Genomic DNA, 21,399 nt, shown 5'->3' on the forward strand with positions numbered 1-21,399 from the left:
TTTTAGTGGTTCAAAAGTAAGAACAAATACAGGTACAGCCAAAGCCCGCCTAGAAAGTGCCAGTATAAGGTAGCGTTGCCGATGGAGAGCAGGGCCCGCGAATGCACCTGATAGTTAAGCGTCCGCTTGAGGACTAGGGCCAGAAAAATAAGCCCCGTAACCAAGTGAAAAGCATGCACACCCATCAATACGTATACGAACGAACCGGAAGGATTGGCATCGGCCCCACCAAAGTAGGTATTGCCCGCCACCAAATCGCCGAAGCTGTGGTACTGCCCCACCAGGAAGGCCAGCCCGAGGACCAACGTGATAATCAGGCCTGTTTTAACCCGACTGATTTCATCCTTACGGGCTGAGAAATACGCCCATTGCATGCTGGCACTGCTCAGCGCAATCAGGATGGAGTTGATGAGCAGGGAACCAGGCAAATCAAATTCGCGCCAGTTGCCTTCATCGCGGCGCACAATGTAGCCGCTGGTAAAAGCCGCGAACATCATTACAATACTGAAAATGAGTAGGATGAGTAACACCCGCTTGGGGTGCCAGCCGAGCCCAACTTCCTTTTCGGATAACGTTTCAGAAGGATTCATAATCTAACTATTTAAGTATGAATGGTCAGTTTTCAATTGCTGCTTATTCGGTTTTTTCGGCTCCGATTCACAACTACATTGTTAACAACTGACTACTAGATTTTGTCCAGCACCAAAGCAATTTGTACGATGGGCAAGTACAAAAAAGAGGCGAACATGATGCGCAATGCCGCCTTGCGCGACTGCGTGCGCATGAGCTGCACCGTGAGCAGCAGAAACAGCACCCCGGCCACCACGGCTACCAGCGCCGAAATACGGCCCGAGATATTGAATTCCAGCGGCAACAGGCTCAGCGGAATCAGCAGCAGCGTGTAAGTCATAATCTGGAACGCGGTGCGCAGGTCACGGTTGCCCGGCGTGGGCAGCATCTTGAACCCGGCCCGCTTGTAATCATCATCGGCCACCCAGGCAATGGCCCAGAAATGCGGAAACTGCCACATAAATTGAATACCGAACAGCACCCAGGCTTCGACCCCGATGTAGCCCGTGGCCGCCACCCAGCCAATGAGCGGCGGCAAACCGCCCGGGATTGCTCCCACAGCCACGCAAATGGGCGAAATCGTCTTCAGCGGCGTGTAGATGAAGCCGTAGAGGATGAGTGACAGCAGCGAAAGGCCGGCCGTGAGCGGGTTGAAGTAAAACCAGAGCAGCGACAAGCCAGCCACGCCCAGAAGCACACAGAATACCCACGCCTCTGCTGGCGAGAGAATGCCTAACGGCAAGGGACGCTTGGCCGTGCGCGTCATAAGCTTATCCAACTCACGCTCGTGTACTTGGTTGATGATATTGGCCGAGCCGGTTACGAGCAGGCCGCCCAGCATCACCAGTAGCGCCCGGCTCCAACTGAGCTCGTGCGACCCCAGCATGTACCCAATGGCGCTGGAAAACGCTACCGTGAGCGAAAGCCGGAATTTGAGCAGCTGAAAATAGGCGCGGGCCTTAACCATTAATCGTACTAATAATTTCGTCGCCCGGCCCAACTTGTCGAAGCCATCCTCAACGGGGCCGCAAAGTTACGCAACAACCCGCCGGGGTGCATCCGCAGGTGCAATAGTTTCTGGGCTTTTACGGGCGCGAGCCACGGCTAGTAGTGCGAGGAACTGCACTCCAAACAGCACGGTAGCCAGCGTGAGGTGTACCGGCTGCACAATGGCCGGCAAGGCAAATAATGCCAGCACAAATCCCGCTATAATTTCCAGCCCAATGAGTGCCAGGGTAGCTGTAACCAAGTTGCGCAGGCGCTGTTGAGCTGACTGCCACAGTTCATAGCCTACATACACGTTCAGCAGCAACACCGCTGCCGACATGGTACGATGAATACTAAATACACTACCTAGTTTAGAGACCCATGTTTCGCGCCCCACGTACCCGGCCGCTGCCGACACGATATCAACCTGCTCACGTACTTGCGTACCCAGCACAATCTGCCAAAATGTGAGTAACAATGCTGCCCAAATCCACATTTGTAATGTGGCAGCAGGCCGCTGCATTGTCAGTGGCTTATCCATTTCTGCTCCAGTTGCAAAGGCTCCTTCCACAGTTTGCACCATCCCTGACTTTGCGCGGTCAACGGCATATAGCAATAACGCCACAATCACTAGCGCCAGCGCCATGTGTACCGTTACCATGACGGGCAGCAAATTGGTAGAAACTACTAAGGACCCCAGATACCCTTGCACACCCGTGAGTAAAAACGAGGCAAAAGCCAGCCAAAAAACAGTCCGGTCCCGCCGCCAATAGGGTAAGGCAAACACAACTGTGAGAAATACGAATACCCCAATCAGCGCCCCCAACAATCGGTTTACATATTCAATCCAGGTTTTAACCGGGTTGAAATCTGTCTCGATGTACTGCGTAGGATGTGCGAAAATACTGCCTGCTACTTGGGCAAAACCCATTTGTTGAAGCGTGCGCGCCAGTTTCTGATTTTTAGCCACCCGCTGCGCGGTATAAATTTCTTTATAATTAGCTGGTAACTGACTGGCTTCAGTCGGCGGCACCCAACTACCGAAACATTTGGGCCAGTCGGGGCAGCCCATACCGCTACCGGTACTACGGACTATACCACCTACCAAAATCAATAGATAAACACTCACAACGGTGAGAATTCCGACAAAACGGAAGCGCTGGATGGCGGGGCTCAACTGAGAATTCTGCATAATAAAAAGGCGGTGAGCACTGTCAAAGCATAACCGGAACAGGCAAATCGCGCATTAGATTAAATTCATCAATGGAAACCCGTGGCACAAAAACGGGCCGCCGTTTAGGCGGCCCGTTTCGGGACTTTTCCAAGTGAATTGGTTAATCAAACGTCTCCTAGTTAGTCGGCCAGTTCCTGTTCGTAGGGCAGGTTCGACGACTGTGTTTGCGAGTACGGTATATTCTGAGGAATAAAGTCCACATCCGAACCGGGCTTGCTGTAGTCATAGGGCCAGCGGTATACGGCCGGAATCTCGCCGGGCCAGTTGCCGTGGCCAGGCTCAACCGGCGTAGTCCACTCCAGCGTGGTCGAGTTCCAGGGATTCTCGGTTGCACGACGGCCACGGAAAATGCTGTAGAAGAAGTTAAAGATAAAGATAAACTGCCCTAAGAAGACGATGATAGCCGCAATAGAAATGAACTTGTTCATGTCAGCAAATTGCGAGAAAGCATCGAAGCCTGTCCAAGCATAGTAGCGGCGGGGGAAACCTGCGATACCAACGTAGTGCATAGGCATAAATACAAGATACACGCCAGCAAACGTCAACCAGAAGTGGATATAGCCCAGCTTCTCGTCCATCATACGGCCGAACATCTTCGGGAACCAGTGGTAAACCCCGGCGAACAGGCCGAAGAATGCCGAGCTACCCATTACCAAGTGGAAGTGAGCTACCACGAAGTAGGTGTTGTGCATCTGAATGTCCAGCGTAGCATTGCCGAGGATAATACCCGTCAGACCACCCGAAATAAACAGCGACACGAAACCAATGGCAAACAGCATTGCAGCCGTGAAGCGAATATTACCACGCCACAACGTTGCCAGCCAGTTAAATACCTTCACGCCCGATGGCACCGCGATAATCAGCGTCAGGAACATGAAGACCGAACCCAGGAAGGGGTTCATGCCCGTTACGAACATGTGGTGAGCCCATACTACGAACGACAGCAGCGAGATGCCAATCAGCGAACCAATCATGGCACGGTAGCCGAAGATGGGCTTACGAGCATTCGTAGCCAGTACTTCCGACACCATACCCATAGCCGGCATGATTACAATATACACCTCGGGGTGGCCCAGGAACCAGAACAAGTGCTGGAACAATACCGGCGAACCACCTTGGTTGCTCAAAGCCTGACCAGCAATGTAGATGTCTGACAGGAAGAATGAGGTGCCGAACGAACGGTCAAACACAAGCAGCAGAGCAGCCGAGAAGAGCACCGGAAACGACAGAATACCGAGAATAGCCGTCAGGAAGAAAGCCCAGATAGTAAGCGGCAGCTTGCTCATGCTCATGCCACGGGTACGCAGGTTGATAACCGTCGTCACGTAGTTAACACCGCCCAGCAACTGCGATACGATGAAGAACACCATGCTTACGAGCCACAGCGTCATGCCCGCGCCGGAACCCGGAATAGCTTGTGGCAATGCGCTCAGCGGCGGGTAAATTGTCCAGCCAGCCGCAGCCGGGCCGGTTTCAATGAACAGCGAGGAGAACATGATAACGCTCGATAGGAAGAAGAACCAGTACGAGAGCATATTCATGAAGCCCGAAGCCATGTCGCGGGCACCTACTTGCAGCGGGATGAGAAAGTTTGAGAACGTACCACTCAAGCCAGCCGTCAGCACGAAGAATACCATGATGGTACCATGCATCGTCACAAGTGCGAGGTAAAACTCGGGGTTCAGCTTACCAGCCTGAATCCAACCACCAAGAACCGGCTTCAGCCACTCCATCGTGCCTTCGGGCCAGCCGAGTTGCAAACGGAATAAGCTGGAAAGCGTACCACCGATGATAGCCCACAGCATGCCCGTAATCAGGAACTGCTTGGCAATTTGCTTGTGGTCCTGGCTGAACACATACTTCCACAGCCAGTGCTGGTCGTGGTGTTCGTGTTCGTGGTCATGATGATGTATATGGTCGCCGTGCTTGGTAGCCGGCACCGGAGCGGAACCAATACCGCCCTGCGTTTGCACGCCCGGAGAAAGATTGGGTTTGGGTGTCATGTCTGACATATCGGAATACCGTTAGTAGTTATTAGTAAGAAGCAGCCAAAGGCACGGGAGCAGCTTCTTTCTCCTTAGGCGCGGCAGCTACTGGAGTAACCATCATTTTGGCCTTCTGTTTGAAAGCAGCCAATACATCCGGATTTTTTTGAGCAAATGACTGCTGAGCGGCATACCAATTCTGATAATCGTCCGGCTCATCCACAATCACGGTAGCTTTCATGGCGAAGTGGCTGCCGCCGCACACCTGATTGCAAGCCAATTCATAGTTGAACTTGGGGTTACCCAGTTTAGCACGCATCTCGTCAGTCGTAGTGGTTGGCGTGAACCAAAAGCGAGTCGGCATACCGGGTACGGCGTACATCTGCACACGGAAATGCGGCATGTAAACAGCGTGCAATACATCGCGCGAACGAATCTTAATCAGCACCGGAACGCCTTTGGGAACGTGAATTTCGTTGGTCGTGAAATCATCCAGCGACGACTTGTCACTCAGGTCAAAACCCCACTCGTTCACGGCATCAATCATGCGGTAGTTGATTACACCAAGCTTCATATCGCGGCCGGGGTAACGCACCAGCCAGTTAAATTGCTTGCCCATTACCTCAACGACCACCGAATTTTTTGGCGCGGGACCAGTAATACGAGTCCATGCTTTCCAACCTGCGAAAATCAGCGAAGCCATTACGATGGCTGGGATAATCGTCCAGATAACCTCAATCGTGTTGTTATGAGCAAAGAAGTAAGCGCGACGGCCTTCCTTATGCTGGTATTTGTAAGAGTACCAGAACAACAACGTCTGAGTAATAGCAAAAGCTACCCCAATTACAGCCATTGTAATCCAGAACATCCGCTCCATCTGGTGGCCATGCACCGAAGCAATGGGCGGGTTCATCTTGTTGAAGTTTTCAACGAAAGAGTAGGCAAACCATGCCCCACCACCAACGAGGAAAACCAGCATCAGAATAGCATTGACGCTATTGCTCATGCCAATGTCGCGGGTGAAAGTACCCGAGAAAATAGAGGTAAAAATCTGCAGGCGAAACAGCAGGCCGAACACGACCAACAGCAGCACCAACACCAGCAAAATGGTAAGAGCAGTCATTGAGTTTTAGTATGGAGTACTAAGTATTAAGAACTGAGCGCACGTTTTGTTAACAGTTTGCGCTCAGTTTTTCAATCTAATGTCTAAGTAGTGTGGTGAATGCTCTCGTCAAGGAAAGGGTGATTAACCGGAACCAAGGAGGCTGAAGCCAAGCGGCGCGTGAACAGAATCAGGAAAGCACCGAGAAAAATGGCAGCAATGCCAATCTCAATCAGGAACCCGTTATCGCCACGCAAAGTGCCCGGCATCAGCATTAGATAGAAGTCGGACCAGTGACCGCACAGGATGGCGATGGCCACGATTTTCATGATAATCATTTGACGCTTGGCATCACGCGTCATCAAGCCTAGGAAGGGGAAGACGAAGTTGATGGCAATGTTGAAGAAGAACAAGAAGGTATAGCGACCCTCAAACCCACCCAGACGCTGGTTGAAGTATACTGCTTCTTCGGGAAGGTTGGCGTACCAAATCAGCATGAACTGCGAAAACCATACGTAAGTCCAGAAGATGCTGAAACCGAACATCAGCTTGCCCAAATCATGAAGGTGGCTGGCAGTCAGGGCACGGAGGTAGCCAGCCTGCTTCAGCAGAATGGCGGTTAACGCGATAGCAGCGATGCCCGATACCCACCAAGAAGCAAAAACGTACCAGCCAAACATGGTGCTGAACCAGTGCGTGTCAACCGACATCACCCAATCCCAAGCCGACATCGACGAGGTCACTGCGTATAGTACCAGAAACATCGCCGAAGCATTGATGCTCTTGTGAAACCAAACAGTGCCGCCATTCAGATCTTCCTGTAGCGACAACTGACGCAGTTTCCAACTGAAAAAAGCCCAGATGGAGACGTAAATAATGGTGCGGATGAGATAGAACGGCAGGTTGAGGAAACCGCTTTTGCCGGCGATGATGGCATCATAGTTCGGGCTGCCCTTATCCATGATACCCTCGTGAGTCCAATGGAATATGTCGTGGCGACCAACCAGAAAAACAATCAGCATAATCACGCCTCCCGGAATAACCCAAGCGCTGAGGGCTTCCGCGATACGCTTTACCATCACCGACCAGCCAGCGTAGGCTACGTAATTGATGGCTACGAATACCGTTCCAACGGTAGACACGCCAAGGAAAAACAGGTTGCTGTGCCAGAGGCTTACAAGCACGCGCTTAACCAGCACAGAACTTCCTTCTTCGTGGGCGGCACCGTGCGCGGCCGCCGCATGGCCGGCCGCTTCACTATGCTCAGCAGCACCCCAGCCCATTATCTGGGCCAAAATACCGATAATGAGTACCACCACACCGGTGACGATGATGGCAATAAATGTTTTACGGGCGCCATCCGTAACGACGAGCTGTTCAGCCGTGGCGCTTTCTTGATGCGTCAGAGTTGCCATAGTGCGTTAGTTGGCGGTGCCGTTAGATGCTTTTGTATTTCCTTGACCGGGCGTTTCAGCACCGTTGCCAGCCTGAGCCTGCCCCACCGGGGCCTGGTTAGTGGCATCTTTCATTTCAGTCGAGTCATTGGCCGTGCTGGTCGGGCCTTTGGCAATCAGCTTGCTGAGTGCGTCCGGACCTTCGCCACGCTGCAACACATGCACGTACATGGCAATTTTCCAACGCTCTTCGGGATTGACCTGCGAGCCGTGGGGCATCATGCGGTTGCGGCCCCATTCGATGACGTGAAAGATGTGGCCATCATTCATCGTCTTGTAAGCGCCGGTCGAGTAATTCGGCACCCCCTTGTAGATTATCCCAACCGGGCCCTGACCATTGCCCTGCTCACCGTGACAGTGTGAGCAAATGCGCGTGTAAAGCACTTTGCCTTCTTCCAAGTTAGCCTTAGTGTAAGGGAATGGGTTATGCAGCACCCGCTCGGCTATCCGCACACTATCCTTGGGGATGTGGTCGAAGTAGCTAAGCTTGCCGCGGGGAATGGTGCCGTTGGCAGGAGTTCGCTCATTGATACCGAACGAGTTCACGGTGTTAAACGTGGTCTGGCGCAGGGGCTCGTAGGGGATGGATTCGTACATCTCCGGGGCATATTCTACGCCGGGGTCGTTTCCATCGTGGGTGCAGGCCGTGGTGGCCAGTCCCAGGGACAGCAGCAGCGCCGAAACGCGCAGGCTCAGGGTCAGCGGATGCGTCATTAGTTGTTAGTCATTTCTTTTTGGTTGACTTCCGAAGCGCCATTATCGCGCAACAGCTGGGTCAGCCGGGGAAATTGCGAGCTCGTTTCGTCCAACTCGATGGCCAGTACAAACTTGTCGTCGGTGGCGCGAACATCCATTACCGGCACTTTGAAGCGCGGATACAGGCCCGTTATCGTGAAAAAGGTAATGGCCATGCCGTGACAGGTAAAGAACACCGTCAGTTCGAATGCTACCGGCACAAAGGCAGGTAGTGAAATCGCTGGTTTACCACCGATAATCATCGGCCAGTCGAAGCCTAGCATATAAATCTGCATCCACAGCGCGAAGGACAGACCCGTCATGCCGAAGAAGAAGGCCGCAATGGGCAGGCGCGAACGTTCAATGCCGAGGGCATCATCAATTCCGTGTACCGGGTAGGGCGAAAACACGTCGTGGATTTTCACGCCGGCGGCGCGCACGTTCTCAACGGCGTGCAGCAGTACATCCTCATCTTCGAAGATGCCAAGGGCGAAGCGCTTAGTCATGCTGGTTATAGGTTACGGGAGCCGAAGCAGGCACACCTGGCGTAGAAGTTTGAACGGGGGCGTGGTGCGCCTTTGCGGGGTTGTAAGTCGGACCGTTGTCGACGGTATACTTCAGAATGGTTTTCACCTCGGCCATGTTAATCACGGGGAAGAACTTGGCAAAGAGCAGGAATAGCGTGAAGAACAGACCAAGGGTACCAACATACAGGCCGATGTCGATAATCGAGGGCGAGAACATGGCCCAGCTCGATGGCAGATAGTCGCGGTGCAGCGAAGTCACGATGATTACGAAGCGCTCGAACCACATACCAATGTTAACCACAATCGACAGTGCGAACGTGAGCGGAATGCTGTAGCGCACGCGGCGGAACCACACCAGCTGCGGCGTAATCACATTGCAGGTCATCATCATAGCGTAAGCCCACCAGTAGGGACCAGTAGCGCGGTTAATGAAGGCATACTGCTCAAATTCCACCTGCGAGTACCAAGCGATGAAGAACTCCGTGATGTAAGCCACACCCACGATGGAGCCAGTCACCATCATGATTTTGTTCATCAGCGCGATGTGCTCCAGCGTGATGTAGTCTTCGAGGCGGAACACCACGCGGGTAATCAACATCAGGGTAAGCACCATGGCGAAACCTGAGAAGATAGCACCAGCTACGAAGTAAGGCGGGAAGATGGTGGTGTGCCAGCCTGGTACGACCGAGGTGGCAAAGTCCATCGATACAATAGTGTGTACCGAGAGTACGAGCGGTGTCGAAACGCCAGCCAAAATCAGCGAAACCGTCTCGTAGCGCGACCATGCTTTGGCCGAACCTTTCCAGCCGAAGCTCAGCATAGAATAGCTGAACTTGGCAATTGGGCCTTTGGCGCGGTCACGAATCGAAGCGAAGTCCGGAATCAGGCCGATGTACCAGAACACCAGCGACACGGTGAAGTAGGTCGAGATGGCGAATACGTCCCAGAGCAGCGGCGAATTAAAGTTGGCCCACAGCGAACCCAGCGTGTTTTGCAGCGGGAATACGTAGAATGCCAACCACGGACGGCCCATGTGCAACACCGGGAACATGGCGGCGCAGATTACGGCGAAGATGGTCATTGCCTCGGCAGCGCGGTTGATGGAGCTCCGCCATTTCTGACGGAACAGCAGCAGCACGGCCGAAATCAGCGTACCGGCGTGGCCGATACCCACCCACCACACGAAGTTGGTGATGTCCCAGGCCCAGTTCACGGTTTTGTTCAGGCCCCACTCACCAATGCCGTACCATACGGTGCGGTACACGGAGTAGAAGAACACCCCTAGGAAGAACAGCGCCACGCTCAGAGCAGCCATCCAACGGAGGTTGGGCTTGGCTTCGACCTGATAGCAGATGTCTTGCGTTACGTCGTGTAACGTCTTACCGCCAGTTACGAGCGGCTCGCGTACGGCTGATACGTGCTGCATAGTTGATATAGATTAAGCGTTTTCTTAAGCTTCTTGGCCGAAGAACTCCGACTCAGAGTTCCGAATCTTCGTCAGGTACGTAACGTTCGGCTGCACGTTAATGGAGTCGAGCGAGTGGAAAGCGCGCTCACCATCTTCGCGACGGAGAAGCTTGCTGATGCGGCTCTTGGGGTCTTTCATGTCACCGAATACGATGGCATCGGTGGGGCACGACTGGGCGCAGGCAGTTACAATCTCGCCATCGACCGGGCGGCGCTTCTGCTTTTTGGCTTCGAGCTTACCGAGCTGAATGCGCTGCACGCAGAACGAGCATTTCTCCATCACACCACGGGCACGAACTGTCACGTCCGGGTTCAGCACCATGCGGCCAAGGTCGGTGAACATATGGCCGTTCACGATTTCAAACTTCTCATTCGAGTAGTACGAGAACCAGTTGAAACGACGCACTTTGTATGGGCAGTTGTTGGCGCAGTAGCGCGTACCGATGCAACGATTGTAGGTCATCTGGTTGAGACCTTCCGAGCTGTGCGTGGTAGCCAGTACCGGGCACACCGTTTCGCAGGGTGCGTGGTTGCACTGCTGGCACATCATCGGCTGGAAAATAACCTGCGGGTTCTCCGAAGGGTCTTCCATGGCGGCGTAAGTAGCCACCTTGCCTTTGGTATCGAAGTCACTCTTATGCGTATCCGAGCTGTAGTAGCGGTCGATACGCATCCAGTGCATCTCGCGGCGGTTGATGACCTGCTGCTTTCCTACTACGGCGGTGTTATTTTCGGTCTGGCACCCAATCACGCACGAGCCGCAGCCGATGCACGAATTGAGGTCCACAGCCATGCCCCAGTGGTGGTTATTGTACTGATAGTCCTGCCACAGCGATACTTTACTGGGCGCTTCCATACCGTCGGGCGTGGAAATTTTTTCGTACTCAGTTACCTCTTTGGGATTCTTTTTGTAGTTAGCCAGCGTATTCTCTTGCACTACCGGGCGGCGGTCCATCAGCGTCTGGTGCGTCTGGGTCTGCGCTATGGGCGAGGTTGCGCTCGTCTTCTCCAGCGTCACTACATTCATGTACTGAATGCCGTTAGCCATCAGCGCGAGCGGAGCGGCGTTCTCCCCTACTTTGTCGCCGGCTTTACCAGCCATGGTCCGGCCGTAACCGAGGGCGATGCTCACCGTGCCATTGGTCTGGCCGGGCTGAATCAGCACGGGCAGTTCGATGCTGTGACCGTTAGCAGTCACTTTCACTACATCGCCCTGCTCCCACTTGTTGGCAACAGCCATGGCGCGGGGTACAGCTACGTAGTTGCCCCAGGTTGCTTTCGAAATCGGGTCGGGCAGTTCTTGTAGGAAGGGGTTGTTGGCACCGCAGCCATCCGCGCTCAGGCCTACTTTTTCGTAGAGAGCCAGTTCAACACCGTTCTGCTTGGCGGCACCGCTCAAGTGCGATGCAGCGGCGGCGGCGCTCATGGTCGTCATGGCCGGAGCGGCGGGGAGAGCGGTGCCCATGGCCACGCCATCATGCACTACTTTGTCCCAGGCCGCATCCGTTGGGGTCATCCCGCGCCAGTTGGCACGCAGGAAGCGGTAGTAAGTCGTGTTGTTGCCAGCCCAGTGCAACAGGCTTTCTTGGGCCTGGCGGGTAGTGAAGAGCGGCGTAATTACCGGCTGCGACAGGCTGAGGTAGCCAGCTTTGGGCTCAAAGTCGTTCCACGATTCCAGCCAGTGGCTGTCGGGAGCGGCATACTGGCAGAGGCTGCCGGTTTCATCCAGACGGTCGTTGAGCGAAATGGTTAGCGCCACTTTAGCAATACCAGCCTTCACTTTATCGCCCATCGGGTGGTTGAACACCGGGTTGGCATTATAGAAAATCACGGCTCCTACGCTGCCGTTATTCATGTCATTTACCAGCGCAGCCATCTTGGCATCATCGCCTTGGCGCACGTTGCTCGAAGCCGCACCAATAGCAGTGCCGGCATTGCCTAGAGCTTGGTTGATGGCGGTTACCAGCGACTGCACAGCCGGGTCGTTCGAACCCGAAACCACGAGGCTGGCACTGCCGCTTGCCTTCAACTCAGCAGCGGCGGTAGCCAACTGCTTGCCATAAGGAGCGGAAGTCGAAACGCTGCCACCGCTCACCACAGCATTGTACAGGGCGAGAGCTATGGCACCTTGCTCCGAAGGCTTAACCGGCACACGCACATCGGCGTTGGAGCCGGTGAGCGACATGGCGGTTTCGAACTGGAAGTGGCGCGACATGGTGCGCTTGTCCGTGCTCACCTTGCGGTTTACCACGTACTGCTTGGCGTATTCTACCGGCGAAATCCAGGTACCAAGGAAGTCAGCACCAAGGCTCACAATGACGTTAGCCTTGCTGAAATCGTAGCCGGGAACCACGCCACCGTTGGCTTGCAGCAGGCCGGTGGCCGAATGCGCGTCATACATAACGTGGGTGGTGTTGGGGTAGCGGGCGGCGAATTCGGCAATGGCCTTCTTTGTACTTGGGCTGATAATCGTGTGCGACACGATGGCGATACGGCCCGAAGTACCCGCCAGCTTCGTGCGGATTTCCTGGTCCACCTGCTTCACCTCGGCCTTCTGGCCTTTGATAGCGAAGTTCTGCAAACGGCCACCGTCGTACAGGCTCAACACAGCGGCTTGAGCGCGGGCCGACAGGCCACCTTTGGTGATGGGCGACTCGGGGTTGCCTTCCAACTTAATCGGCCGGCCTTCGCGGGCCTTTACCAGTACAGCGTTGTAGTCCGAGCCGGTGAAGTAAGTGGAAGCGTAGAAGTTGGAAATGAGCGGGTCAATTTCCTCGGGCTTGTTCAGATATGGGATGGCCTTTACTACCGGCGTTTCGCACGAAGCGAGTACGGCAGCACCTACGCCAAAACCCATAAGTTTGAGGAAGTCACGGCGGGGAGCCGAAGTGTCGTCCTTGCTCTCGTGGCTTTCCTTGACCGGCATGAACTCGGCAAAGGCCGATTGCATGAACTCCGGGGCGCTTTCCAGTTCCTCAATTCCTTTCCAGTACTTCATTTGGGAGGGTAATCAGTAATCAGTATTGGGTAGTCAGTAATTAATAACGAGCAGACTAGAATACTGACTACCCAGTACTCTCTACCGAAATCAGCTTATTTTTAGTAGTGGCACTTCGAGCACTCGGTACCGCCGTTTGACGACACGGTGAAGGGGGCCCCGGCATTTTTGGTGTCGTGCAGTTTCACGAGGTTATCATAGTACTTGTTGTTCTTCGTGTTGAGAGGCATCTCGCGGTGGCAGTTGATGCACCAGCCCATGGTGAGGGCCGAATACTGGTACACCACTTCCATGTTCTGGATGGGGCCGTGGCAGGTCTGGCACTGAAGGCCCGCCACCTGCGTGTGCTGTGAGTGGTTAAAGTAAGCCAAGTCAGGCAGGTTGTGAATACGAACCCACTGAATCGGCTGCTTGCGCTCGATGGCGCGGTAGATTTTCTTAATTTCGGGCGACTCCGTCTTAATCTGCGAGTGGCAGTTCATACAGATGTTGGCCGAAGGAATGTTGGCCGACTTGCTCTTATACACCGACGTGTGGCAGTAGGCGCAGTTAATCTGGTTGGTGCCGGCGTGCAGTTTATGCGAGAAAGCAATGGGCTGCGTGGGCTGATAGCCCTGGTTCAGGCCCACGGCCATTACACTTTGTACGCCTTCGTAAAGCAAAACGAGGGCAAAAACGACACCCACAATACCGCGCAGTACGGGCGAGCGGTAAAACTTGCCCCAATCGAAGCGCTGCTCTAGGATTTCGATGTCGCGGCCGTCGAGGTCTTTGCGGCCCCGTAGCACGTCCTTCATCAGGTTACCAATGATAACTAGCGTTACCACCAGCACAATCAGCACTACTACAAGGACAATAAGGAGTATGTCCATGTATTTGCCAGCACCAGCTTCAGCACCGTTAGCACCTGTAGCTCCATCAGCAGCAGCGGCATTGCCAGCAGTGACACCAGTGGGGGCAGCTGCCTTACCTTCTTCCGAAGTGATGTAAGCGACAATCGAGGTGATTTCCTTGTCCGAGAGGGCGAAGGAAGGCATTTGCTGCTTGTTGAACTTGTTGTAGAGCGCTACGGCATACTCATCACCGCTGGCTACTACTTTGCTGGAATTCTTAATCCATGGGATAATCCAGGAGATGGGACGGCGCTTGGAGATACCACCGAGGGCGGGGCCAACTACCTGCTCATTCACGGCGTGGCACTGGGCGCAGTTGCCTTTGAACAGGGCATCACCGGCGGCGATGGCCGCAGCATCACCACCACCGGCGGCCGGAGCAGCAACGGTTGCAGGCGTAGCGGCAGCCGTGGCACCGGGAACTACCCCTTGTTTTTTCACGTCGGCAGCTTCTTGGGCTGAAGCCTGCTGCATACCGGCAAACGTGAGCACTAGCGCCAGCAACAGATGAGGTAAGGAACGAAGTCGAATGCTATTCATAAGAAAATAGACGGTAAAACGAAATGCTAGGGCATTTCAAGGCCACAAATGTAGGTCAGGAATCGTAGGCGGCAAAAAGTGAAATACAATTTCCGGGCAGCGGCGGCCGTTTAGATTGGCCCTTTTGCACGCTTTCGCCGGCCAGGCAGACAGTAAGGGGCAATGAACCACGGAGCAATACCGATAGCAAAAAGCAACCGACGGCCACAGGTTAGGCAGTGATTTCTAAAGCCCTAAATCGGAACTGCTGGCAGCAGCTTTTGTTAGCTTGCGACAATGATTTCGGTGGATATTTTTCATTTGGCAGTGAAGTCCCACATTTGCTTTTATCTCCCCTCCTACTCCCCTCCTACTCCTTATATATAGGTATCACTAGCCGAAGCCACTGACACTGGTGTTTAATGACTGAGTACCGAACGCCGGGGACGCGAGGGTAATTCGGGCAGATGAATGCATTGGCCTTGGCAATGTGCCGGAAAGTCAGTACCTTTGCGCCCCAATCAATTTTTTTCACCCACAATTCACCCCCATCGTAATGGAACAAAGAAATTACGAGACGGTCTTCATCGTGACTCCCGTTTTGAACGAGAGCCAGGTGCAAGAAACGGTCGAGAAGTTCACTCAGGTGCTTAAGGAAAATAGCGCCGCCCTTTTGTCAAACGAAGCCTGGGGCCTGCGCAAGCTGGCTTACCCGATTCAAAAGAAAAGCACAGGCTACTATTTCTGCCTGTCCTACACTGGCGAAGGCAACATCGTAGACGTGCTCGAACTGGCTTTCCGCCGCGACGAGCGCATCATTCGTTTCCTCACGACCGTGCTCGATAAGCACGCCGTGGAGTACAACGCCCGCCGCCGCAACGGCGAAATGAACCAGCAGAAGGCTGCCAAAGAAACCGAAGCCGTAGCCCAATAATTTAGCAACGACATGGCATCTCCCGCATTCAACCGCAACAACGACCGGTCGGCTATGAACAAGCCGCAGGACACCCGTAAGAAATACTGCCGCTTCAAGAAGAACGGTATTAAGTACGTGGACTACAAAGACCCGAACTTCCTGCTGAAGTTTGTGAACGAGCAGGGCCGCGTGCTGCCCCGGCGTCTCACCGGTACCAGCCTGAAATTCCAGCGCAAAGTGACCCAGGCCATCGCGAAGGCCCGCCACTTGGCTCTGATGCCGTACGTAGCCGACGCCCTGAAATAGACTTTAGACATGAGACGTTAGACATGAGAACAGGAGTAAGATTGGGTTCACCCGCTTTCTCATGTATCATGTCTAACGTCTCACATCTCATTAAGACATGGAAATCATCCTCAAAGACGACGTTAAGGGCCTCGGGTACAAGAACGACATCGTGACCGTGAAATCGGGCTACGGTCGCAACTTCCTGTTGCCGCAGGGTTTGGCCATGCTGGCCGACAAGACGAACAAGAAAATCACGGCCGAGAACGTGCGTCAAGCCGCTCACAAAGCCGACAAAATCAAAGGTGACGCGCAGGCCATTGCTGACCAGATTGGTGGCATGGTACTGGAAATCCCCGCTAAGGTGGGTGAGAGCGGCAAAATCTTCGGTCGCGTAACCACCCTGCAATTGGCCGATGCGCTGAAAGCTAAGGGTGTGGACATTGACCGCAAGCGTTTGTCGTTCGACCAGGAGCCTGCTGCGGCTGGCGACTACACCGCTACGGCCAACCTGCATAAGGAAGTGAAGCACACGATTAACTTCCGCGTAGTAGCCGAGTAGTCTCGGTTTCTTTGCTAGTTTGAAAGAGCCCTGCCTGCTGGTGGGGCTTTTTTTATTCCGGTTTTCGGGCCATAGCCCGGTTACGGGCTATTTTTGCTTTAATGTTTAGAACTGAATTGACAATTGCCCCGGCCACCGGCCAGCTGGCGCGCACGGCGCGGGTGCTCACCATGGGTTCCTGCTTTGCCGACAGCATTGGGTCGCGACTGATAGCCAACAAGGTAGAGGCGCGGGTGAACCCGTTTGGCACGGTATTTCAGCCGCTGGCGCTGGCGCGGCTGCTGCGCGCCGCCGCTGGCGAGGATGTGGACTGGCAGCGCCATCTGGTGCAAGCCCGCGGCCGCTGGCAGAGCTACGACCTGCACGGCAGCGTTGGGGCCGATTCGCCGGTGGAACTGCTTCAGTACATCCAGGAAGTGGTGCGGCAAACGGGCGAGTTCCTGCGCAATACGGACGTGGTGGTGCTGACGCTGGGCACGGCCTGGGCCTACCGCCTGCGCGAAACCGGCGAATTGGTGAGCAACTGCCACAAGCAGCCGAGCGACCTGTTCGTGCGTGAACTGCTGACGCCGGATGAAATCATCAATGCATTGGCGGAGACGCATGCTTACCTGCGGCGCATCAATCCCGAATTACGATTTGTGCTGACGGTGAGCCCGGTGAGGCATTTGAAAGACACCTTGCAGCTGAATGCGGTGAGCAAGTCGGTGTTGCGGCTGGCTACGCACATTGTGAGCGACCTGCTACCGGGCGTGGCATATTTCCCGGCCTACGAGCTGCTGGTGGATGATTTGCGCGACTACCGCTTTTACGCGGCGGATATGTTGCATCCGTCGGAGGTGGCCGAAGACTATATCTGGGACAAGTTTGCCCGGACGTATTTCGATGCTGATTTTGGGCGTTTCCGCAAGGAATGGGCGGCGGTGCGGCAGTCGTTGGGCCACCGGCCTTTGCACGAGGGCGCGCCCGAGCACCGGCAGTTCCTCGAAAGCACCCGTGAAAAGCTGGAGCAACTGAGCCTGCGCAAGGTAGATGTGGCCGATGAGCTGCGCACGGTGCGGGCGCGCATTGCGGTGCTCCCGGAGCCGTTGCAAGTGCAAGTGGCAGCTGAGCTGGAGGATGACGAAGAACGGATTGACATTGGTGAAGGGGCAGAGGCTTCGGTGGTGACACGCGTGGCTCCTGCTAATGAAGGTGCGACAATTGAGACAGAACAGTCCAACATCAGTGCTAATACCAACCGCCTGCCCCGTTTGTCGCCGGAAGAATTCCGGGCGCAGCGGACGGGTCGTTCGGGGCGGCCAGAGCGCGGGCGGCGCGATGGCCGGGGCAAAGGCCAGATGGCTTCCCCTACCGAAACGGAAGCATTCCAGGCCGCGAGTTTTGGGGAAGCGGATGAATTTGCGCAGCAGCCTTTCCTAGGCAATGGAGATGCAGCACAATCTGAGGAGCTGATTCCCGTGGCAGCCGCCGCGCCCGAATCCACTATTGGCGCACCGGTTTCGGAACAGGACGCAGATGCAACCGGAGAAGAAATCGGCCGCAAGAAAAAGCGGCGCTCGCGGGGCGGAGCCAAGCGCACGGCGCGCAAACACGCCTTGCGCCTCGCCGCCGAATCGGATGTGGATGAAAGCCAGCTGCCTGCCTCGGAGGCGGCTTTGGAAGCGGCGGCCGGTGCATTGCCTCAAGGGCAGGGTATGAGCCCGGAAACGCCGAAATCCAGCGTTATCACCAAATCGCAGCCGGTGAAACGGGGTGGGCGGCGTAATGAGCCGGGCCGGGTATCGCGGGTGGAGCTATTTGCCGCGCCAGTAGCTGCCGAAGGTCCTGATTCGGAAGGCCCAATGGGTGATGCCGAAGCATTTGCACCGGTTGATTTTGAAGCAGCAGTAGCATTGCCGGACGCGCTCCCCATCAATGCCGAACTTGATTCCAACACTGCTACCACTCCTTCCCGCAGTAGCCGCAATCGCAATAAGAAGAAAGCGAAGAAACTAGCTGCTAATGCAGCCGGCACTGCAGTTCCGGAAACTCCGGCAGCTGATGCGCAGCAAACCCTGCCAATAGCCAGCGCGGAGCAGCTTTCCGGGCCGTCAGAATTGGTTGGTGAGAACCGCCGCGAAAATACGCGCCCGGCGCAGGAGCCTGTGGTGGCACTGCCAGTGGGCAGTCAAGTAACGGCCGCAGTGTCGACAGCGGCCCTTGCTGACGCCGTAGATGCCCCCGTAGCAAACCCGGCCCCAGCCAAGCAGACGGGACGTAAGCGACGGGCTGCTGTTGGTGGCCGGGCAGAAAAGCCGGCCATTGACACGCCAGTAATTCCGGTGGTTGACACTTTGGTTGTTCGTACGCAAGTGGCGGCGGGCCGCATGATGGGCTCATCGGCCACACTGGTGGCTCCAACTCCCGAGCCGAAAGCTACTGCTCCCAAAGCAGTAGTATCGAAGGCCGTCGTAGTCAATAAAGCCGCCCCGAAACCAAAGGCGGCCAAAGCGCTCGTGGTACCGGCACCCCCAGTGCCAAGCGCACCAGTGGCAACCAAAGCCCCATCTGCGGCAACCCCGCCAACGCCGAAGAGCAAGGCAGCAGCGAAGGAAAAAACTGTAGCTACACCTGCGCTGCCCAAAGCACAAGGCCCGGCCGCCACTACTACGGAAACGGCTCCAAAAGCCGCTATCAAGCCGACACCAGCGAAGAAAGCGGCTAAGCCGGTTCAAAAAGCTGCTGCTCCGGCAGCGAAAAATAAAGCACCGGCAGTAGTGAAGGCAGCTCCTAAAAAAGCGGTGCCTGAAGTGGCAGCTCCGAAGCCAGCGGCCACGAAGAAAGAAGTAGCCAAACCTAATAAAGTGGCTAAAACGGCCGCTAAACCAGCGGCCAAACTCAAAACGCCTAAAAAGTCAGCTTAGCTTCCAAACGAAATCCTGCTGAAATCCGGCGTGTTGCGTTATTTATTTCCCAAGCCCGGCCTTTTTCGCCGGGTTTGGTGTTTTAGCACCTCCCCTACTCCGCTTCCCTATGGCCCACGCTGCATCGCACACCAATCGTCTCGCCCAGGAAACCAGCCCTTACCTGCAACAGCACGCCCACAACCCCGTGGATTGGTACCCATGGGGACCGGAGGCGCTGAAGCGTGCCCAGGCCGAGCAGAAGCCCATTCTGGTGAGTATTGGCTACGCGGCCTGCCACTGGTGCCACGTCATGGAGCGCGAGTCCTTCGAGAGCGAGGCCGTGGCGGAAGTGATGAACGCGCACTTTGTGTGCATCAAAGTCGACCGGGAGGAGCGGCCCGACGTGGACCAGATTTACATGGATGCTTTGCACGCCATGGGTCTACAAGGCGGCTGGCCGCTGAATGTGTTTCTGACGGCCGATGCGAAGCCTTTTTACGGTGGCACCTATTTCCCGCAGGGCAACTGGACCAAGCTGCTCACCAATATCGGCCAGGCCTACGCTGGCGAACATCGCACTGAGCTGGAGCAGTCGGCCGAGCGGTTTATGGAGGTGATTGGCAAGAGCGAGCTGGCCAAATACGGCGGGCACAACCGCAACGCCGCCCAGGAGGCCGACTATGCCGCGCTGGAGGCCATTGGCGTAGCGCCGGAAACTGGGCCGGCTGGCGTTTCCGATGAAGAATTCAAACTGTTGGTCTATAACCTGAGCACTGGTTTCGACCGTGAGCGCGGCGGCACAAACCGCGCCCCGAAGTTTCCGATGCCCAGCATCTGGCGGTTTTTGCTGCGGGCCCATGCCGTTAGTGGGAGCCGGGCGGTGCTGGACCAGGCCGTGCTCACCCTGCGTGAAATGGCCTGGGGCGGCATTTATGACCAAGCGCACGGCGGTTTTGCCCGCTATTCGGTGGATGGCGAGTGGCTGGCCCCGCACTTCGAGAAGATGCTGTATGACAACGGCCAATTGGTGAGCCTTTACAGTGAGGCCTTCCAGCTGACGCAGGATGAGCTTTTCCGGGAAACGGTGTACGACACCATCGAATTTACCCGGCTGGAACTGACGAATGATGAAGGCGGATTTTATTCGTCGCTCGATGCCGACAGTGAGGGCGAAGAAGGCAAATTTTACGTCTTCACGAAGGAGGAACTGCGCGGGATTCTGGGTGATGAGGAGCCTTTGTTTTCCGATTATTACAACTGTACCGCCGCCGGTAATTGGGAGCACGGCCGCAACATCCTGCACCGCCGCGAAACCGACGAAGCCTTTGCCGCTGCCCATCAGCTGGCCCCCGGCGTGCTGCCCGAGCTGGTGACGGGCTGGAAGCAGAAAATAATGGCCGTGCGGGCCACCCGCGTGCGCCCCGGCCTCGACGATAAAGTCCTTACCGGCTGGAATGCGCTGATGCTGCAAGGGCTGACGGATGCGTACCGGGCCTTCGGCGAACCCGAATTTCTGGTAATGGCCGAGCACAACGCCCGCTTCATCGAAGCCAACCTGCGCGACGGCGTGGGCCTGTTTCGGACCTGCAAAGACGGCCGGGCCAGCATCAGCGGTTTTCTGGAAGACTATGCCTTGGTTATTCAGGCCTACATTAGTCTCTACGAAGTCACCTTTGCCGAAAAGTGGCTGCGCGAGGCCGAAGGGCTGACCGAGTACGTGCTCAGCAATTTCTTCGACCCGGCCGAAACGCTGTTTTTCTACACCGACACCCGCGCTGAGCCACTTATTGCCCGCAAAAAGGAGCTGTTTGATAACGTGATTCCGGCCTCCAATTCCACCATGGCGCACAACCTGCGCCGCCTGGGCCGCCATCTTGAAAAGGCCCAATACACTGATTTGGCAGTCGAGATGCTGCTCCAACTGCGCCACCTTGTGGTGAAGGAGCCGCAGCACCTCACCAACTGGGCCTCGCTCTACGCCGCGCTGTTATGCCCTGGGGCCGAAATAGCCATTCAGGGTCCGGCGACGGAGGAATTCCGCGAAGAACTTAGCCGGCAGTTCCTGTTTGATACCGTGCTGGCCGGCACCGAATCCGCCTCGGAACTGCCGCTGCTGAAGCTGCTGCCCACGCCCACGGACGGCCGCACGGCCCTGCACGTGTGCCGCAACTACGCCTGCCAGGCCCCGGTGTACGGCGTGGCCGAGGCGTTGGCGGCACTGTAGGGATGGCGCTGCGGTTCGCGCCAACGTCCTGTTATCTTTACTATCCGCCCCTA

Annotated in this window: 16 protein-coding genes; 5 read left to right on the forward strand and 11 right to left on the reverse strand. The window is 55.6% G+C overall.

Translation table 11 applies throughout. The features are described 5' to 3' along the window. Positions 1-2 precede the first annotated feature (2 nt). The 11 genes from ACVWYF_RS09095 to ACVWYF_RS09145 form a co-directional block, all read right to left on the reverse strand. Positions 3-590: a cytochrome c oxidase subunit 3 gene (locus ACVWYF_RS09095; protein WP_457066922.1), complete on the reverse strand. Its 588-nt coding sequence runs from the start codon at positions 588-590 to the stop codon at positions 3-5. 95 nt (positions 591-685) lie between these two features. Continuing rightward, complete coding sequence (cyoE, locus tag ACVWYF_RS09100; protein ID WP_457066925.1) at positions 686-1,537, reverse strand: heme o synthase; 852 nt, start codon at positions 1,535-1,537, stop codon at positions 686-688. Between the two features lie 66 nt (positions 1,538-1,603). Continuing rightward, a complete protein-coding gene (locus ACVWYF_RS09105) occupies positions 1,604-2,749 on the reverse strand; it encodes a COX15/CtaA family protein (RefSeq protein ID WP_457066928.1) in 1,146 nt (381 codons plus the stop codon). Between the two features lie 161 nt (positions 2,750-2,910). Continuing rightward, the gene (locus tag ACVWYF_RS09110) at positions 2,911-4,794 is read right to left on the reverse strand and encodes a cytochrome c oxidase subunit I (protein WP_457066931.1); all 1,884 of its coding nucleotides are present in this window, start codon (positions 4,792-4,794) and stop codon (positions 2,911-2,913) included. 31 nt (positions 4,795-4,825) lie between these two features. Next, positions 4,826-5,899, reverse strand: coding sequence for a cytochrome c oxidase subunit II (locus ACVWYF_RS09115; protein ID WP_457066934.1), 1,074 nt, complete (start codon positions 5,897-5,899; stop codon positions 4,826-4,828). 83 nt (positions 5,900-5,982) lie between these two features. Further along, positions 5,983-7,293, reverse strand: a complete 1,311-nt coding sequence (locus ACVWYF_RS09120; protein WP_457066937.1) for a quinol:cytochrome C oxidoreductase — start codon at positions 7,291-7,293, stop codon at positions 5,983-5,985. Positions 7,294-7,299: 6 nt separating this feature from the next. Further along, positions 7,300-8,046, reverse strand: coding sequence for a c-type cytochrome (locus ACVWYF_RS09125; RefSeq protein WP_457066940.1), 747 nt, complete (start codon positions 8,044-8,046; stop codon positions 7,300-7,302). Continuing rightward, positions 8,046-8,573, reverse strand: a complete 528-nt coding sequence (locus tag ACVWYF_RS09130) for a DUF3341 domain-containing protein (protein ID WP_457066943.1) — start codon at positions 8,571-8,573, stop codon at positions 8,046-8,048. Before ACVWYF_RS09130 ends, ACVWYF_RS09125 begins: the two co-directional genes overlap by 1 nt. Next, positions 8,566-10,020, reverse strand: coding sequence for an NrfD/PsrC family molybdoenzyme membrane anchor subunit (gene nrfD, locus ACVWYF_RS09135; RefSeq protein WP_457066946.1), 1,455 nt, complete (start codon positions 10,018-10,020; stop codon positions 8,566-8,568). Before nrfD ends, ACVWYF_RS09130 begins: the two co-directional genes overlap by 8 nt. 24 nt (positions 10,021-10,044) lie before the next feature. After that, complete coding sequence (locus ACVWYF_RS09140; RefSeq protein ID WP_457066949.1) at positions 10,045-13,059, reverse strand: TAT-variant-translocated molybdopterin oxidoreductase; 3,015 nt, start codon at positions 13,057-13,059, stop codon at positions 10,045-10,047. 101 nt (positions 13,060-13,160) lie between these two features. After that, positions 13,161-14,492 (reverse strand): cytochrome c3 family protein, encoded by a 1,332-nt coding sequence (locus ACVWYF_RS09145; protein WP_457066952.1) that lies wholly within the window; start codon positions 14,490-14,492, stop codon positions 13,161-13,163. A 535-nt stretch (positions 14,493-15,027) separates the two neighbouring features. On the opposite strand from ACVWYF_RS09145, the gene rpsF reads away from it, so the two are divergent. The 5 genes from rpsF to ACVWYF_RS09170 all read left to right on the forward strand — a co-directional run bounded on the left by rpsF (position 15,028) and on the right by ACVWYF_RS09170 (position 21,346). Continuing rightward, entirely contained in the window at positions 15,028-15,405 is a 378-nt protein-coding gene (gene rpsF / locus ACVWYF_RS09150) for a 30S ribosomal protein S6 (protein WP_457066955.1), read from the forward strand. 54 nt (positions 15,406-15,459) lie between these two features. Further along, positions 15,460-15,693 carry a 30S ribosomal protein S18 gene (gene rpsR, locus ACVWYF_RS09155; protein ID WP_035561439.1) on the forward strand — a complete coding sequence of 78 codons (234 nt, stop codon included), beginning with the start codon at positions 15,460-15,462 and terminating at the stop codon, positions 15,691-15,693. A gap of 97 nt (positions 15,694-15,790) precedes the next feature. Beyond that, the gene (gene rplI / locus ACVWYF_RS09160; RefSeq protein ID WP_457066958.1) at positions 15,791-16,234 is read left to right on the forward strand and encodes a 50S ribosomal protein L9; all 444 of its coding nucleotides are present in this window, start codon (positions 15,791-15,793) and stop codon (positions 16,232-16,234) included. 101 nt (positions 16,235-16,335) lie between these two features. Further along, a complete protein-coding gene (locus ACVWYF_RS09165) occupies positions 16,336-19,140 on the forward strand; it encodes a GSCFA domain-containing protein (protein ID WP_457066961.1) in 2,805 nt (934 codons plus the stop codon). Between the two features lie 109 nt (positions 19,141-19,249). After that, a complete protein-coding gene (locus ACVWYF_RS09170) occupies positions 19,250-21,346 on the forward strand; it encodes a thioredoxin domain-containing protein (protein WP_457066964.1) in 2,097 nt (698 codons plus the stop codon). The last annotated feature ends 53 nt before the right edge of the window (positions 21,347-21,399 follow it).

Source organism: Hymenobacter sp. UYAg731, assembly GCF_054061335.1.

Bases quoted from the DNA above. Each gene is read 5' to 3' on its own strand.
- rpsR (WP_035561439.1), top strand. From the start codon at position 15,460: ATGAACAAGCCGCAGGACACCCGTAAGAAATACTGCCGCTTCAAGAAG.
- ACVWYF_RS09120 (WP_457066937.1), bottom strand. From the start codon at position 7,293: ATGGCAACTCTGACGCATCAAGAAAGCGCCACGGCTGAACAGCTCGTC.
- rplI (WP_457066958.1), top strand. From the start codon at position 15,791: ATGGAAATCATCCTCAAAGACGACGTTAAGGGCCTCGGGTACAAGAAC.
- nrfD (WP_457066946.1), bottom strand. From the start codon at position 10,020: ATGCAGCACGTATCAGCCGTACGCGAGCCGCTCGTAACTGGCGGTAAG.
- ACVWYF_RS09130 (WP_457066943.1), bottom strand. From the start codon at position 8,573: ATGACTAAGCGCTTCGCCCTTGGCATCTTCGAAGATGAGGATGTACTG.
- ACVWYF_RS09170 (WP_457066964.1), top strand. From the start codon at position 19,250: ATGGCCCACGCTGCATCGCACACCAATCGTCTCGCCCAGGAAACCAGC.
- ACVWYF_RS09105 (WP_457066928.1), bottom strand. From the start codon at position 2,749: ATGCAGAATTCTCAGTTGAGCCCCGCCATCCAGCGCTTCCGTTTTGTC.
- ACVWYF_RS09165 (WP_457066961.1), top strand. From the start codon at position 16,336: ATGTTTAGAACTGAATTGACAATTGCCCCGGCCACCGGCCAGCTGGCG.
- ACVWYF_RS09140 (WP_457066949.1), bottom strand. From the start codon at position 13,059: ATGAAGTACTGGAAAGGAATTGAGGAACTGGAAAGCGCCCCGGAGTTC.
- ACVWYF_RS09115 (WP_457066934.1), bottom strand. From the start codon at position 5,899: ATGACTGCTCTTACCATTTTGCTGGTGTTGGTGCTGCTGTTGGTCGTG.
- ACVWYF_RS09095 (WP_457066922.1), bottom strand. From the start codon at position 590: ATGAATCCTTCTGAAACGTTATCCGAAAAGGAAGTTGGGCTCGGCTGG.
- ACVWYF_RS09145 (WP_457066952.1), bottom strand. From the start codon at position 14,492: ATGAATAGCATTCGACTTCGTTCCTTACCTCATCTGTTGCTGGCGCTA.
- cyoE (WP_457066925.1), bottom strand. From the start codon at position 1,537: ATGGTTAAGGCCCGCGCCTATTTTCAGCTGCTCAAATTCCGGCTTTCG.
- ACVWYF_RS09125 (WP_457066940.1), bottom strand. From the start codon at position 8,046: ATGACGCATCCGCTGACCCTGAGCCTGCGCGTTTCGGCGCTGCTGCTG.
- rpsF (WP_457066955.1), top strand. From the start codon at position 15,028: ATGGAACAAAGAAATTACGAGACGGTCTTCATCGTGACTCCCGTTTTG.
- ACVWYF_RS09110 (WP_457066931.1), bottom strand. From the start codon at position 4,794: ATGACACCCAAACCCAATCTTTCTCCGGGCGTGCAAACGCAGGGCGGT.